Source organism: Streptosporangium sp. NPDC048886 (assembly GCF_055586905.1).
The window spans coordinates 360,775-375,097 of record NZ_JBVJHH010000002.1 but is presented as its reverse complement, the minus strand read 5'-3'; the positions used below and the strand labels follow the sequence as shown (position 1 = coordinate 375,097).

Here is a 14,323-nt window from a genome sequence, read left to right as displayed (position 1 = left end):
GCGCGCGGGCCGCCGGCCGGCCGCCTACAGCACGCTGGTCTGGGCGAGCGCGTTCTCGTGGGTGAGCAGCCACCGCTTGACCGGCGTGCCGTAGTAGTAGCCGCCGAAGCCGCCGGTGGAGGGCAGGATGCGGTGGCAGGGGACGAACGGCGCGATCAGGTTCTGCGCGCACGCCGCCCCGGCGGCCCTGGCCGCCGTCCTCGGCATCCCCGCCCGCTCGGCGAGCTCGGCGTAGCTGATCGTGACCCCGGGCGGGACCTGGCGCAGGGCCGTCAGGAGCCGCTGCCGCTTGGGCGTCCCCGGCTGCGTCAGCTCGACGTCGTCGAGGGCCGTCAGGTCGCCGTCCAGGTAGTCGCGTACGGCCTGCGCCGGACGGCCCAGGTCCGCCACCTGGCGCAGGCCGGACGCCTGCAGCCGGGGCGAGAGCCGGGCGGACATCTCGTACGGGTCGGCGGTGAAGCCCGCCGCGACGATGGTCCCCTCGTGCGAGAGCAGCGCCAGCGGGCCGGTCGGGGTGGGGAGGATCTGCGCCTCGATCATCACGAACTCCATAGGTGTAGCGCGGCGTAGGCCCGCCAGGGCCGCCACCGCTCGATGTGCTCTTCCGGGATGCCCAGGTCCGTCATGGCCCGCCGCAGCCCGAGGTCTCCCACGGGCCACGCGTCCGGGTCCCCCAGCGCCCGCAGCGCGATGTAGCTGGCCGTCCACGGCCCGATGCCCGACACCTCCAGCAGCCGGGCCACGGCCTCCCCGGGCTCCTGGGCCCCGTCCAGGTCGATCTCCCCGGCCGCCACCCTCGCGGCGAGCGCCTTCAGCGTGGCCACCCGCCGTCCGGTCATCCCGAGCCCGTCGAGGTCGGCCCCGATGAGCTCGCCGGGGGTGGGGAACAGGTGGGTGAGCTCCTCGGCGCCGGTGGGGCGGCCGGCCCGGCCGACGATGCGGCCGAGGATGGTGCGGGCGCCGGCGACGGAGATCTGCTGGCCGACCACGGCGCGGACGGCCACCTCGAAGCCGTCCCAGGCGCCGGGGACCCGCAGGCCGGGGCGGGCGGCGACCAGGCCGGCCAGGGAGGTCTGGCCGAGGGCGTCGGCGATGGCCTCGGGGTCGGCGTCGAGGTCGAGGAGGCGGCGGCAGCGGGCGACGATGCGGGCCAGGTGGCGGGTGTCGTCGAGGCGCACCTCCAGCCGGACGTGGCCGGGCGCCGGGGTGAGGGTGACCGTGCCGCCCGGGACGGCCCGGCGGTAGCCCGTCTCGTCGACGTGCTCCAGCCCGGGGATCGCCCGCGCGCCGAGGAAGCGCATCAGCGGCTCCGCCTCGTACGGCTCGCGCCGGTGCAGCCGGAGCGTCAGCGTGTTGTCGGTGACCGCCCGGCCCGCCGTGATCCGCAGCTCGCCGGGGGTGAAGCCGTAGGTCTCCTTCATGGTCGCGTTGAACTGCCGCACGCTCCCGAACCCCGAGGCGAACGCCACGTCGGTGATCGACAGCCCGGTCTCGGTCAGCAACTGCTTGGCCAGCAGCAGCCGCTTGGTCCTGGCGACGGCCAGCGGCCCGACGCCGATCTCGGTGGTGAACAGCCGGTGCAGGTGCCGCTCGGTGATGTGCAGCCGCCTGGCCAGCTCCCCGATCCCGCCGTCGTCGGCCACGCCCTCGTCGATGAGCCGGAGCGCCCGGCCGATCAGGTCGCCCCGGTGGTCCCAGCCGGGGTCACCGGGGCTGAGCTCGGGCCGGCAGCGCTTGCAGGGCCGGAACCCGGCCGCCTCGGCGGAGGCCGCGTGGCGGTAGAAGCGCACGTTGCGGGAGGCGGGGGTGCGGGCGGGGCAGATCGGCCGGCAGTAGATGTGCGTGGAGGTGACCGCCGTGTAGAACCGCCCGTCGAACCGGGCGTCCCTCGCGGTCACCGCGCGGTAACAGGAGTCGAAGTCAAGCTCTCTCACGGACACACTGACGACGTTAGCCGCAGCGCAGTCCGGGCGACCGGCGGGAATCGGACGTGACCGTCAGGGGCCTGTCACTTGGAGGAGACGCCGACTCCGATCTCGAATTCCCGGTAGACGCGGGCCCAGAAACCGTCGCGGAGCCAGACCCTCGCCTCGGGGTAGGGGCGCAGGGAGTGGCCGAGCTCCTTCTCCGCCTCGATGAGGAGCTCGGTGTCGATGACCGTGGGGAGGATCGGGCCGGGGAGCAGGTCGCGGATGTTGTCGCGGCCGCGGGTGAGGATCCACTTCTGGGCCACGTGCTCGCCGACCTCCTCGACCCGGGGGCGGCTGGGGCCGAGCTTGGCGATCTGGCCGACGGGCGCCTTGGGCTTGACCGCGGCGGGGGTGCGGGCGGCGAAGACCTGGGCGGGGGAGGGGGCCACCGGGGCGGCGGGGACGGGGACGGGGACGGGGGTGCGGCTGAAGAAGGAGCGGAGGAAGTCGGCGGTGATGATCTCGACGGTGTCGGACTCCCAGACGAGGCGCTCGGCCTGGTTGGTGCCGTAGGGCGGCTCGACGCCCCACAGGTGGATCCGGACGCCGTAGGCCTGGGCGGCCTCGACGGCGGGGACCATGTCCTCGTCCCCGGCCAGCAGGATCGTGTCGCTCACCGCGTGGTGCCTGGCCAGCGCCTCCAGGTCGCTCCTGATCTGCGCGTCCACGCCCTTCTGCTGGCCCCGCGCGTTGAGGTTGCCCAGGCGCACCTTGACCCAGGGGAGCTGGGCGATGACGCGCTGGTCCACGGTCGGCACCCGGTCGCGCGCGGCGTCGTACCAGTAGATCCTCAGCAGCTCGCCGTGAATGCGGGCTTCGGCGTGTTTCTGCAGCGCCTGGATGAGCTCGTCAGCCGCGACGCGGTATTCTTTGCGCTCCTTGGCGCCGAGAAGCACTTCCCCCGCCGCCGCGTACAGATACCCCACGTCCACCAGGACTGCGTACTTCGCGGCGACGGGATGGGAGCTGAGGTCCAGGATGGTCATGTCGTCCTCCAGGCCTCGGAACTAGCTGATCGGCTGACTATATGCGCCCATTTCTTAGATAGTCCCAACTCTCGCGCAACTTGACACCCCGTTCTTGGGATCTATCTCGGCAGTCCGCTTGATCTCCATGCGCCTTGTCCGGTCGGAAGAGGTTTTCGCATGCGATGTGTGGGATTACGCCAGGTTTCGGTCTTCCGTACGGCTTTCGCCGCCGGATCCGCCTGTGACGCGAGCGCGATCACCAGTGCGGCGATCTCCTCTTGCGTCGCGTCCCCGCGGACGATCCTCAGGTGCGTCATAGCGGGATGTTCCCATGCTTCTTCGGGGGCAGGCTCGTGCGCTTGTTGCGCAGGGCGCGCAGTGCCCTGACGATCTGGACTCGGGTCTCGGACGGGCGGATCACGGCGTCCACATACCCACGTTCGGCCGCGAGATACGGGTTGGCGAGCGTGTCTTCGTACTCGGTGACGAGCCGGGCCCGCTGGGCGTCGGGATCGTCGGCCGCGGCCAGCTCCCGCCGGTAGAGGATGTTGACCGCGCCCTGCGCGCCCATCACCGCGATCTGCGCGGTCGGCCAGGCCAGATTGACGTCCGCGCCCAGGTGCTTGGAGCCCATGACGTCGTAGGCCCCGCCGTACGCCTTGCGGGTGATCACCGTGACCAGTGGCACGGTCGCCTCGGCGTAGGCGTACAGCAGCTTGGCGCCGCGGCGGATGATTCCGTTCCATTCCTGGTCGGTGCCCGGAAGGAAGCCGGGAACGTCCACGAATGTCAGCACCGGAATGTTAAAGGCGTCGCACGTCCGGACGAATCTCGCGGCTTTCTCCGAAGCGGCGATGTCCAGCGTGCCCGCGAAACTCAGCGGCTGGTTGGCCACGACCCCCACGGAACGCCCTTCGACCCGGCCGAAACCCACGACGATGTTGGGCGCGAATTGCGCGTGCACCTCAAGGAATTCGGCGTCGTCCAGGACGTGCCCGATGACGGTGTGCATGTCGTAGGGCTGGTTCGCCGAATCCGGGATCAGCGTGTCGAGCTCGCGGTCCTCGTCGGTGGTGGAAAGGACCGGGTCCACGTCGAAGGCCGGAGCCTCGTCCAGGTTGTTGGAGGGCAGGTAGGACAGCAGCGCCCTGGCGAACTCCAGGCAGTCGGCCTCGTCGGCGGCCTCGTAGTGGGCCACGCCCGACCTGGAGTTGTGCGTGTGCGCGCCGCCGAGCTCCTCGAACGTCACCTCCTCGCCGGTGACCGTCTTGATGACGTCGGGGCCCGTGATGAACATGTGCGACTTCTCCGACACCATCAGCACGAAGTCGGTGAGCGCGGGCGAGTAGACGGCGCCGCCCGCGCACGGGCCCATGATCAGTGAGATCTGCGGGATCACCCCGGAGGCGTGCACGTTCCGCTTGAAGATCTCGGCGTACAGGCCCAGGGAGACGACGCCCTCCTGGATGCGCGCCCCGCCGGAGTCGTTGATGCCGATCACCGGGCAGCCGGTCTTCAGCGCGTGGTCCATCACCTTGACGATCTTCTCGCCGAAGACCTCGCCCAGCGATCCGCCGAACACCGTGAAGTCCTGGGCGAACACCGCCACCGGACGGCCGTCGACCGTGCCGTAGCCGGTCACCACGCCGTCGCCGTACGGGCGCTCGCGCTCCAGGCCGAAACTCGTGGACCGGTGTCTGGCCAGCTCGTCGAACTCCACGAAACTGTCGTCGTCCAGCAGCTCCAGCACCCGCTCCCGGGCGGTCATCTTGCCCTTGGCGTGCTGCTTGTCCACCGCGCGCGCGGAGCCGGCGTGGGCCGCCTCGTCCAGGCGCCGTTCCAGGTCGGCGAGTTTGCCGGCCGTGGTGTGAATGTCGATCCCGGCGGCCACCGGCTCAGCGCTCATCGGGTTCTTCCACTCCTATCCGCTCCACACGGTCTCCGGGTGATCCCGCTCCGGGTGATCCCGGCGGGTGCGGCACGCCGTCTCCGGCACCGCACTCCGTCCGGCGCGCCGGTCGCGCCCCGGCACCCGCCCATCCTCAGCAGGGTAACCGTTTCCTGACACGGCGAACTATCGGGGGCGGCCGTTCGTTGCCCGGCCGGAGACCTGATTCTCAAAATCGGAAATTCTGCCAAAGTAGGTGCCATGACCGACATAGCCGACGCGGTACGCACGCAGCAGCTCTTCAAGAGATTCGGGCAGCAGGTGGCCGTGGGCGGTGTCGACCTCATCGTGCCGCGTGGCAGTTTCGCCGGTCTGGTCGGTCCCAACGGCGCGGGCAAGACCACCACGCTCAGCATGGTCACCGGCCTGCTCCGCCCGGACGGCGGCGCCGTCCACATCGACGGCCTCGACGTCTGGCGCGACCCGGTCCCCGTCAAGGGCCGCATCGGCGTGCTCCCCGAGGGCCTGCGCCTGTTCGAGCGGCTGTCCGGCCGGGAGCTGCTCTCCTACAACGGCCAGCTCCGGGGCATCCCCAGGGCCGAGGTGGAGCAGCGGGCCGAGGAGCTGCTGCGGGTCATGGACCTGGCGGAGTCGGCCGACAAGCTCGTCGTCGACTACTCGACCGGCATGCGCAAGAAGATCGGTCTGGCCGCCGCGCTGCTGCACAACCCCAGGGTGCTCTTCCTGGACGAGCCGTTCGAGGGGGTCGACCCGGTCAGCGCCAACACGCTGGTCGAGGTGCTCCGGCGCTACACCGCCTCCGGCTCGACGGTCGTCTTCTCCAGCCACGTGATGGAGCTCGTCGAGCGTCTGTGCGACTGGGTCTCGGTGATGAACCGCGGCCAGATCGTCGCCCAGGGCCCGCTGGACCGGGTCCGCGCGGGGCGCAGCCTCAACGAGGCGTTCCTCGGGCTGGTCGGCGTCCGCGGCGACGACGGCGGTGGCGGAGGGGAGGGCCTGTCATGGCTGGGCGCGACCTCGGCATGAGCGCGGCGGGCGGTGACGGGCGGATGGACGGCCCCGGCATGAGCGCGGCGGGCGGCGGTCCGCACGCCGGCGGCCCCCGCGCGGGCGCGGCGGGCCCGGAACGCGGCGCGGACGCCCCCGTCCGGGTGGGGCCCTCGGTCTTCGTCCGGCTCAAGCTCCGGCTGGTCGCCGGGAACCTGCGTGGCAGCACCGAGCGGCTGCTCGGATTCGTCTTCACCGTGATCGCCGCGCTCACCGTGGCGACTCTCGGGTTCCTCGGGATGACCATGCTCCGCTCCGCGCCCGCCGACATCGCGGCGGACGTCGCGATCGTGCTGTTCACCGTCTTCCTGACGGGCTGGGTGATCGTCCCGCTGCTGGCGTTCGGCCTGGACGACACGCTCGACCCGTCCAGGCTGTCGCTGTTCCCGCTGCGGACCGGCCAGCTCGCCGCCGGCATGTTCGCCGCCTCGGTCACCGGGGTCTGGCCGATCGCCACGCTGGTCGTCACGGCCGGGGCGGTCGCGGGCCTGGCCACCGGGGCCGGCGGGGTGCTCCTGGGCGCCGTCGCGGTGCTGCTGCAGTTCGCGCTCTGCATCGTCACCTCGCGGCTGGTCACCACCTCCCTGTCCGGCGTCCTGCGCACCCGCCGGGGCCGGGACGTGCTCGCCGTCTCGGTGATCTTCTTCATCCTGGCCGCGCAGCTCCCCAATCTGATGCTCAACGGCGGCCTGACGGGCGACCCGGCCGGGACGCTGCGCGAGGTCGCCTCGGTGCTCCGCTGGACCCCGCCCGGCATGGCGGCGCACGCCATCACCGACGGCGGCGCCGTGGCGGCCGGTGAGCTGGTCCTCCTCGCGGTCCTGGTCGTCGTGATCGGCCGGCTCTGGATCGCGGCGCTCCGCCGGGCGCTGGTGACGACCGACGCCTCCACCGAGGCCGCCTCGGTCCGCAACTCCAGGGGCCTGCTGGCGCGCGTCCTGCCCGACGGGCCGCTCGCCGCGGTCGCCACCAAGGAGCTCAAGTACGCCCGCCGTGACCCCCGGGGCCGGGTCGGCTGGTTCGCCGCCATCGCGGTCACCGGCATCATGTCCTTCTCCCTGACCCGCGGTGACGGGTCCGGGCCGACCGGCATGGCCATGGCGATCGCCCCCGCCTGCCTCGGCGCGGTGATGATCGGCCTGCAGTCGGCCAACTCCTTCGGCATCGACGGCCGCTCGCTGTGGATGAACTCCATGATCTACGGCACCGGCCGGGACTGGCGGGCCGACCTCGCCGGGCGGCACCTGGCCGTCGTGACGATCGCGGCCCCGACGCTGGCCGTGCTGGCCGTGGTCGCCGCCGTCCTCGCCGGAGACCCCCGGTGGGCCGTCCCGGCCGCGCTCACCGCGTGGGGCGTCCTCGGCGTCGGGCTCGGGGTGGGGGCCATGACGAGCGTGCTCCTGCCGTACACGGTGCCCGAGCGGCTCAACGCCTTCACCGGCGCCGCGCCCGGACAGGGCGGCGTCGCCTTCGCCGCCTCCTTCGGCGCGATGATCGGCAGCAGCCTGCTGGCGCTGCCGGTCGTGCTGCCGGTCCTGCTCGGCCTCACCTGGGTCAGCGCGCTGGCCCTGCCGTACGGCCTGCTGATCTCCTGGGGCGGCCGCCGGATCGCCGGTGACCTCGGGTTCCGGCGGTATCCCGAGATCCTGGCGGCGACCTCGCAGCCGAGCTGAGTGGTCTAGTCCAATAGGTGAGACCAGTCTCCGCCGGAGAAAACGGACTGGCTACGCTGGCAAACATGTCCGCAATCGCGCACCAGCAGGCAGAACGTTCTTCCGCCGTCACCGAGATGCCCGACGCGCTGCGCGCGGACGTGCGGCTGCTCGGCGAGCTCCTGGGGCAGGTGATCGCCGAGTACGGCGGCGATGATCTGCTCGCCGATGTCGAACGTCTACGCAAGGCCGTCATCGCGGCCCGTCGCGGGAAGGTCTCGGTCGACGAGATCACCGCGATGGTCGCCGAGTGGCCCGTCGACCGTGCGGTGCAGATCGCCCGGGCGTTCACCTGTTACTTCCACCTGGCGAACCTGGCCGAGGAGCACTTCCGCATCCGCACGCTCCGGATCCGCGACACCGGCGAGGAGCCGCTGCCCGAGTCCCTGGCGCAGGCCGTCCAGGAGCTCGGCGGCGAGCGCGTCGGCGAGCTGGTGGAGGGGCTGCGGCTGCACCCGGTGCTGACCGCGCACCCGACCGAGGCCCGCAGGCGCGCGGTGGTCACCGCGATCCAGCGCATCAGCGGCCGGCTCGCCGCCTACAACAGCCCCGAGCGGGGCGCCGCCGAGCGGGCCGAGACCCGGCGGCGGCTGCTGGAGGAGATCGACCTGCTCTGGCGGACCTCCCAGCTCAGGTCGACCAAGCTCGACCCGCTGGACGAGGTCCGCACCGCCATGGCGGCCTTCGACGAGACCCTGTTCCGGGTGGTGCCGATGGTCTACCGCTCGCTGGACGCCGCGCTCGGCGAGGGCACCGGCACCCGCGAGCCGCTGGCCCGCCCCTTCATCCGCTACGGGAGCTGGATCGGCGGCGACCGCGACGGCAATCCCAACGTCACCGCCAAGGTGACCAGAGACGCGGTGCTCATCCAGGCCGAGCACGTGCTGATCGCCCTGGAGAACGCCACCCACCGGATCGCCCGGACCCTCACGCTGACCGCCGGCTACACCCCTGCCTCGGCGGAGCTGCGCGCCGCGCTCGCCGCCGCCGAGAACGACCACCCCGACCTGGTCTCGGAGATGGCCACCCGCTCCCCGCAGGAGCCGCACCGGCAGTGGCTGCTGTTCGTCGCCGCCCGGATCGTGGCCACCCGGCAGCGCGGCCTCGACCTGGCCTACCGTTCGCCCGAGGAGCTCCTGGCCGACCTGCGGACCGCCCAGGCGTCGCTGGTCGCGGCCGGGGCGAGGCGGCAGGCGTACGGCGAGCTGCAGCACCTGATCTGGCAGGTGGAGACATTCGGCTTCCACCTGGCCGAGCTGGAGGTGCGCCAGCACTCGCAGGTCCACGCCGCCGCGCTGGCCGAGCTCGCCGAGGGGCGGACCTCCGAGCGAACCGACGAGGTGCTGGCCACCATCCGCACGATCGGCTGGATCCAGGAGCGCTACGGCGTGACCGCCTGCTCCCGTTACGTCGTCTCCTTCACCCGCTCGGCCGACGACATCGCCGCGGTCTACGCGCTGGCCGAGCACGCGCTCGGCGACAAGGCGCCGCAGCTCGACGTGGTCCCGCTGTTCGAGTCGGGCGCCGACCTGGCCAACGCCCCCTCGGTGCTGTCGGGGATGCTGGAGATCCCCGGCATCCAGGCCCGTCTGGCCGCCGCCGGCCGGCGCCTGGAGGTCATGCTCGGCTACTCCGACTCGGCCAAGGAGCTCGGACCGGCCGCCGCGACCCTGAAGCTGTACGAGGCGCAGGAGGCGCTGGCCGCGTGGGCCGCCGAGCACGACGTGCGGCTGACGCTGTTCCACGGCCGGGGCGGCGCGCTGGGCCGGGGCGGCGGACCGGCCAACCGGGCCGTGCTCGCCCAGGCCCCGGGCTCGGTCGGCGGCCGTTTCAAGGTGACCGAGCAGGGCGAGGTCATCTTCGCCCGCTACGGTCACGCCGCCATCGCCCGCCGCCACATGGAGCAGGTCACCTCGGCGGTGCTGCTGGCCTCCACCCCGTCCATCGAGGCCCGTACGGCCGAGGCCGCCGGGCGTTTCCGCGGGGTCGCCGAGCAGGTCGCCTCCGCCTCGGAGAAGGCCTACCGGTCGCTGACCGAGGCGCCCGGCTTCCCCGAGTGGTTCTCCCTGGTCAGTCCGTTGGAGGAGATCGGTTCGCTCCGGCTGGGCTCCCGCCCCGCCAGGCGCGGCCTCGGGGCGCCCCGCTCCCTCGACGACCTGCGGGCCATCCCGTGGGTGTTCGCCTGGGCCCAGACCCGGGTCAACCTGCCCGGCTGGTACGGCCTGGGCAGCGGCCTGGAGGCGGTGATCTCCGAGTCCGGCCTGGAGGAGCTGCGCGCCGCCTACCGCGAGTGGCCGCTGTTCGCCTCGCTGCTGGACAACGTGGAGATGTCGCTGGCCAAGACCGACCGTGACATCGCGGCCCGCTACCTCGCGCTGGGCGGCCGGGACGACTTCGTCCAGCAGGTCCTGCACGAGTACGACCTCACCCGCCGCCTGGTCCTGGAGATCACCGGTCACAGCCGCCTGCTGGAGAACCGCCGGGTGCTGTCGCGCGCGGTCCAGCTCCGCGACCCCTACGTGGACGCGCTCTCCCATCTCCAGCTCCGTGCCCTGTCGACGCTCCGCGCCGAGGACGGGCTGTCGGAGGAGGAGCGCGAGCGGCTGTCCACGCTGTTGCTGCTGTCGGTCAACGGCGTCGCCGCCGGTCTGCAGAACACCGGATGACGGCCGGCCCGCCGCCGGGCCACGCGGGCCCCGCGCCCGAGGAGATCCGGTGATCCGTCTCGCCCGGCCCGATGACGTGCCGGCGGTCGAGGAGCTCGTGACGGCGGCCTACCAGCCGTGGGCGGACCTGATCGGCGTCCGCCCCAAGCCGATGGACGACGACTACGCCGCGCACGTCGCGGCCGGCCACGTCCATCTGCTGGAGGAGGAAGGGCCGGAGGAGGGGATCGCCGGGCTGGTCGTGCTGGTCCCCGAGGACGGCGTGCTGCTGGTGGACAACGTGGCGGTCGCCCCCGGCCGGCACGGCCGGGGGCTCGGCAGGCGCCTGCTGGCCTTCGCCGAGGACCGGGCCCGTACGGCGGGCCTGGGGGCGCTGCGGCTGTACACCAACGCCCGGATGGAGCCGAACATCGCGCTCTACCTGCGCCTGGGCTACGAGATCACCGAACGCCGCAGGTCGGGACCGCGTGATGTGGTCTTCATGGCGAAACGGCTCGACGGCTGAGCGGTCCCCGCGACGGGACGGCCCGCCGGCCTCGCCGCCGCGCTCCGGGCCGGCGGGGCCAGCGCCGCCGTGTCACGGACGTCCGCCGGCGGCGGGGGCTCAGGGGAGGATCCGCTCCGGGGCCGAATAGAGGTTGAAGCGCTCCTCGCGGAGGAAGCCGACCAGCGTCATCCCGAACTCCCTGGCCAGGTCGACGGCCAGGGAGGAGGGGGCGGAGACCGCGCAGACGACCGGCACGCCCGCGGCCAGGGCCTTCTGCATGATCTCGTAGCTGCTGCGCCCGCTGACCATCAGGATGTGCCCGCCCAGCGGCAGCCTCCCGCCCATCAGGGCCCAGCCCACCAGCTTGTCGACCGCGTTGTGCCGCCCCACGTCCTCGCGGATCGCCAGGAGCTCCCCTCCGGCGGTGAACAGCCCGGCCGCGTGCAGCCCCCCGGTCTTGCCGAACACGCCCTGGCCCTCCCGCAGCCGGTACGGCAGGCCGTACAGGGTCTCGGGTGAGATCCGCAGGTCCTCCTGGGCGGGCAGCGGGGAGCAGCGGCCGCGCAGGGCGTCGAGGCTGGCGGTGCCGCAGACGCCGCAGGCGCTCGACGTCATGAAATGCCGGTCGAGGGCGGGCAGGTCGGGCAGCCGCCCGCCGCGCAGCCGTACCGTCACCGTGTTGTAGCGCGCCTCGGGCGCCACGTCGTCGTCGGTGCAGTAGGCGATGGAGGAGACCTCCTCCGCCGCGACGAGCCCCTCGCCGTGCAGGAACCCCGCGGCCAGCTCGAAGTCGTGCCCCGGGGTCCGCATGGTGATGGCGACCGTACGGCGGGCCGTGCCGGCCTGGATCCGGATCTCCAGCGGCTCCTCGGTGGCCAGGTCGTCACGGTGGTCGCTGACGGCCCCGGCCGACACCTGCCGGATCCGGGTCCGCGTGGTCGGCCCCGGCCTCGTGACGCCATTCATGAACGCTCCGTCCCGTTCCGCACGTGTCCCATCTTCCCCCGCCCCACCTGTGCGGATAGCCGCCCTCCGGGCCACTCCTCACCTACGGTCACAGTATTCCCAGGTCATTGCCGTAATTCGGTAACAGGCGGTCGCTAAGGGAGGGAAGATGGCTAAGTGCTCGACTCGCCCTTCACCGATCTAGACCGCCCGCCGCTGTCCCAGGCGGCGCTCACCCGTGCCCTGGTCCGCCCCGGCGGCCTGTGGTCCGACATCACCGTCGTCGGCAGGACCGGTTCGACGAACGCCGACCTCGCGCAGGCCGTCCGGGACGGTGCCCGGCAGGGAGCCGTGGTCATCGCCGAGGCGCAGTTCGCCGGCCGCGGCAGGCTGGGCCGCGTCTGGAGCGCGCCGCCGCGCTCCGGCCTGACGTTCTCGGTGCTGCTGCGGCCCGACCCGCCTCCCACCGCACAGGGCTGGCTGCCGCTGCTCGTCGGCCTGGCCGTCGCCTCGGCCGTGCGCAGGGTCGCCGAGGTGGACGTCCGCCTGAAATGGCCCAACGACCTGCTGATCGGGGAGCGCAAGCTCGCCGGCGTCCTCGCCGAGCGGGTGGACAGCGCGGTGATCGTGGGCGTCGGGCTCAACGTGAGCGTCCGCGCCGACGAGCTGCCCGTGGAGACCGCCACCTCGCTGGCCATCGAGGAGGCCGCCTGCGTCGACCGCGACCCGATCATCCGGGCGGTACTGCGGGAGATCGAGGCCCACTACCGCGAGTGGTCGCAGGCCGACGGCGACGCCGACGCGTGCGGGCTGCGGGCCGCCTACCTCGGGATCAGCGCGACGGTCGGCAGCGAGGTCAGGGTGGAGCTGCCCGGAGAGCGGGTGCTCACCGGGCTGGCCACCGGCATCGACCACTCCGGCCACCTGCTCGTCCGCTCCAAGGGGGAGGAGCACACGCTGAGCGCCGGCGACGTCGTGCACGTCAGACCGCACACATCATGACGCGGGGCGGCCAGGCGTGCCACGATTTGCCCCATGGGTCTCCCTGATCACCACCTGACGGAGGGGGAACAGCGCATCCGCACGTTCCACCCTCACTGGAAGCGCCTCGTCATCCCGTTCCTCGCGCTGGTCCTCATCATCGCCGGGTCCAGTGTGGCGATTTTCCTCATGCCCGCCTTCGAGTACGACTCCTACGCGCGCATCGCGGTGGCCGTGCTCGCCGTCGGGCTGCTGACCGTGTGGTCGTTCGCGCCGTACCTGCAGTGGAAGAACACCTCCTACGTGCTCACCTCGCACCGGCTGACGATCAGCACGGGCGTGCTGAACAAGTCCAACGACGACATCCCGATGAGCAAGGTCAACACCGTCAGCGCCGACCAGACGCTGGTGGAACGGATGTTCGGCTCCGGGACGCTCAACGTCGAGTCGGCCGGCGAGCAGGGCCACATCACCCTGCGCGACATCCCCCGCATCCAGGAGGTGCGGGCCGAGCTGTTCCGCGCGCTCGACGACGCGGCCGACGGAGACCCGTGAGGGACGGCGGACCAGGTGGCGTAACCTCCTGGATTGGAGCAGGAAGATGGGCGGAGGGGAAGTGACGAGACGTCCGACGGCCGAGGAGATCGAACGCCTCTTCGTCGGCTCGTCGCCCCGCTACACCCGGGTCCAGGTGGCCGAGCTCGCCGACGTGCCGCAGGATCTCGCCGAGCGGATCTGGCGGGCCCTGGGGTTCGCCACGCTCGCCGACGACGCGGTGGCCTTCACCGACGCCGACGTGGCCGCGCTCCGGCGGGTCGGGGCGATGATCGAGGGCGGGCTGCTGGACGACCAGACGGTCGTCCGGATGGCCAGGGCGCTGGGCCAGACGACCGCCCGGCTGGCGCAGTGGCAGGCCGAGATCATGGTCGGCGCCATGCTCGACCCGGACCAGCCGCCCTCCGACGCCGACCTGGCCGCGGTCCTGGAGACCGCGCACCGGCTGCTGCCGGACTTCGAGCGGGTGCTGGCCCATGTCTGGCGCGCCCAGCTGGCCGCCGCGGGGACCCGGCTGCTGGCCATCACCGACCTCACCGAGGAGGTCGTGCCCACCCGGTTGACCCTCGCGGTGGGCTTCGCCGACCTGGTCTCCTTCACCCAGGTCTCCCGCGAGCTGGACGAACGGGCCCTGGCCGAGCTGGTCGAGGGGTTCGAGTCGCGGGCCTCCGACGTGGTCGCCGCGCACGGGGGGCGGCTGGTCAAGACGCTCGGCGACGAGGTGCTGTTCACCGCGGCCGACCCGGGCAAGGCCGCGGTGATCGCGCTGGAGCTGGTCGAGGTCATCCGGCGCTACGGGCCCGAGGTGCGGATCGGCCTGGCCTACGGCCCGGTCCTGCCGGTGATGGGCGACGTCTTCGGGACCACCGTCAATCTGGCGGCCCGGCTGACGGCCATCGCCCGGCCGGGCACGATCGTCGTCGACGGCGGGCTGGCCGAGGCCGTCGCGGAGGTGCCCGGCGTCGAGGCGCACCGCATCCGGCGCCGGCCCGCCCGCGGCCTCGGGGTGGTCCAGCCGTACGTGCTCCGCAGGGCCTGATAGGCATGGACGTGGGGGCGCGTCCGTGAAGACGCTTTTCCACC

At 72.5% G+C, this 14,323-nt stretch carries 13 protein-coding genes; 7 read left to right on the top strand and 6 right to left on the bottom strand.

Annotation, left to right across the window (positions count from 1 at the left end):
- Nucleotides 1–24: 24 nt before the first annotated feature.
- The 5 genes from ACZ6R6_RS03890 to ACZ6R6_RS03870 form a co-directional block, all read right to left on the bottom strand.
- Entirely contained in the window at nucleotides 25–540 is a 516-nt protein-coding gene (locus ACZ6R6_RS03890) for a methylated-DNA--[protein]-cysteine S-methyltransferase (RefSeq protein WP_470089959.1), read from the bottom strand.
- Nucleotides 540–1,940, bottom strand: coding sequence for an AlkA N-terminal domain-containing protein (locus ACZ6R6_RS03885; protein WP_470089958.1), 1,401 nt, complete (start codon nucleotides 1,938–1,940; stop codon nucleotides 540–542). The genes ACZ6R6_RS03890 and ACZ6R6_RS03885 overlap by 1 nt, the downstream gene beginning before the upstream one ends.
- A 68-nt stretch (nucleotides 1,941–2,008) precedes the next feature.
- Nucleotides 2,009–2,956, bottom strand: coding sequence for an NYN domain-containing protein (locus ACZ6R6_RS03880; protein ID WP_470089956.1), 948 nt, complete (start codon nucleotides 2,954–2,956; stop codon nucleotides 2,009–2,011).
- Nucleotides 2,957–3,057: 101 nt separating this feature from the next.
- Nucleotides 3,058–3,255: an acyl-CoA carboxylase subunit epsilon gene (locus ACZ6R6_RS03875; RefSeq protein ID WP_470089955.1), complete on the bottom strand. Its 198-nt coding sequence runs from the start codon at nucleotides 3,253–3,255 to the stop codon at nucleotides 3,058–3,060.
- Entirely contained in the window at nucleotides 3,252–4,844 is a 1,593-nt protein-coding gene (locus ACZ6R6_RS03870) for an acyl-CoA carboxylase subunit beta (RefSeq protein ID WP_306859222.1), read from the bottom strand. Before ACZ6R6_RS03870 ends, ACZ6R6_RS03875 begins: the two co-directional genes overlap by 4 nt.
- Nucleotides 4,845–5,087: 243 nt before the next feature.
- Here ACZ6R6_RS03870 and ACZ6R6_RS03865 point away from each other — a divergent pair, with 243 nt between their 5' ends.
- From ACZ6R6_RS03865 to ACZ6R6_RS03850, 4 genes are all read left to right on the top strand, one after another.
- Entirely contained in the window at nucleotides 5,088–5,873 is a 786-nt protein-coding gene (locus ACZ6R6_RS03865) for an ABC transporter ATP-binding protein (RefSeq protein WP_470089953.1), read from the top strand.
- Entirely contained in the window at nucleotides 5,849–7,567 is a 1,719-nt protein-coding gene (locus ACZ6R6_RS03860; protein ID WP_470089951.1) for a hypothetical protein, read from the top strand. Before ACZ6R6_RS03865 ends, ACZ6R6_RS03860 begins: the two co-directional genes overlap by 25 nt.
- A 65-nt stretch (nucleotides 7,568–7,632) precedes the next feature.
- Complete coding sequence (locus tag ACZ6R6_RS03855; RefSeq protein ID WP_470089949.1) at nucleotides 7,633–10,272, top strand: phosphoenolpyruvate carboxylase; 2,640 nt, start codon at nucleotides 7,633–7,635, stop codon at nucleotides 10,270–10,272.
- Nucleotides 10,273–10,321: 49 nt separating this feature from the next.
- Nucleotides 10,322–10,777, top strand: a complete 456-nt coding sequence (locus tag ACZ6R6_RS03850; protein WP_470089948.1) for a GNAT family N-acetyltransferase — start codon at nucleotides 10,322–10,324, stop codon at nucleotides 10,775–10,777.
- 99 nt (nucleotides 10,778–10,876) lie between these two features.
- Here the strand turns inward: ACZ6R6_RS03850 and fdhD are convergent, their stop codons facing one another.
- The gene (gene fdhD, locus ACZ6R6_RS03845; RefSeq protein WP_470089946.1) at nucleotides 10,877–11,725 is read right to left on the bottom strand and encodes a formate dehydrogenase accessory sulfurtransferase FdhD; all 849 of its coding nucleotides are present in this window, start codon (nucleotides 11,723–11,725) and stop codon (nucleotides 10,877–10,879) included.
- A 156-nt stretch (nucleotides 11,726–11,881) separates the two neighbouring features.
- On the opposite strand from fdhD, the gene ACZ6R6_RS03840 reads away from it, so the two are divergent.
- The 3 genes from ACZ6R6_RS03840 to ACZ6R6_RS03830 are packed head-to-tail and all read left to right on the top strand — an operon-like array spanning nucleotide 11,882 to nucleotide 14,279.
- Nucleotides 11,882–12,706, top strand: coding sequence for a biotin--[acetyl-CoA-carboxylase] ligase (locus tag ACZ6R6_RS03840; protein WP_470089945.1), 825 nt, complete (start codon nucleotides 11,882–11,884; stop codon nucleotides 12,704–12,706).
- A 33-nt stretch (nucleotides 12,707–12,739) separates the two neighbouring features.
- On the top strand, nucleotides 12,740–13,240 hold the full coding sequence (locus ACZ6R6_RS03835; protein WP_470089943.1) for a PH domain-containing protein: 501 nt from the start codon (nucleotides 12,740–12,742) through the stop codon (nucleotides 13,238–13,240).
- A gap of 46 nt (nucleotides 13,241–13,286) precedes the next feature.
- Nucleotides 13,287–14,279 carry an adenylate/guanylate cyclase domain-containing protein gene (locus tag ACZ6R6_RS03830; protein ID WP_470089942.1) on the top strand — a complete coding sequence of 331 codons (993 nt, stop codon included), beginning with the start codon at nucleotides 13,287–13,289 and terminating at the stop codon, nucleotides 14,277–14,279.
- Nucleotides 14,280–14,323 lie beyond the last annotated feature (44 nt).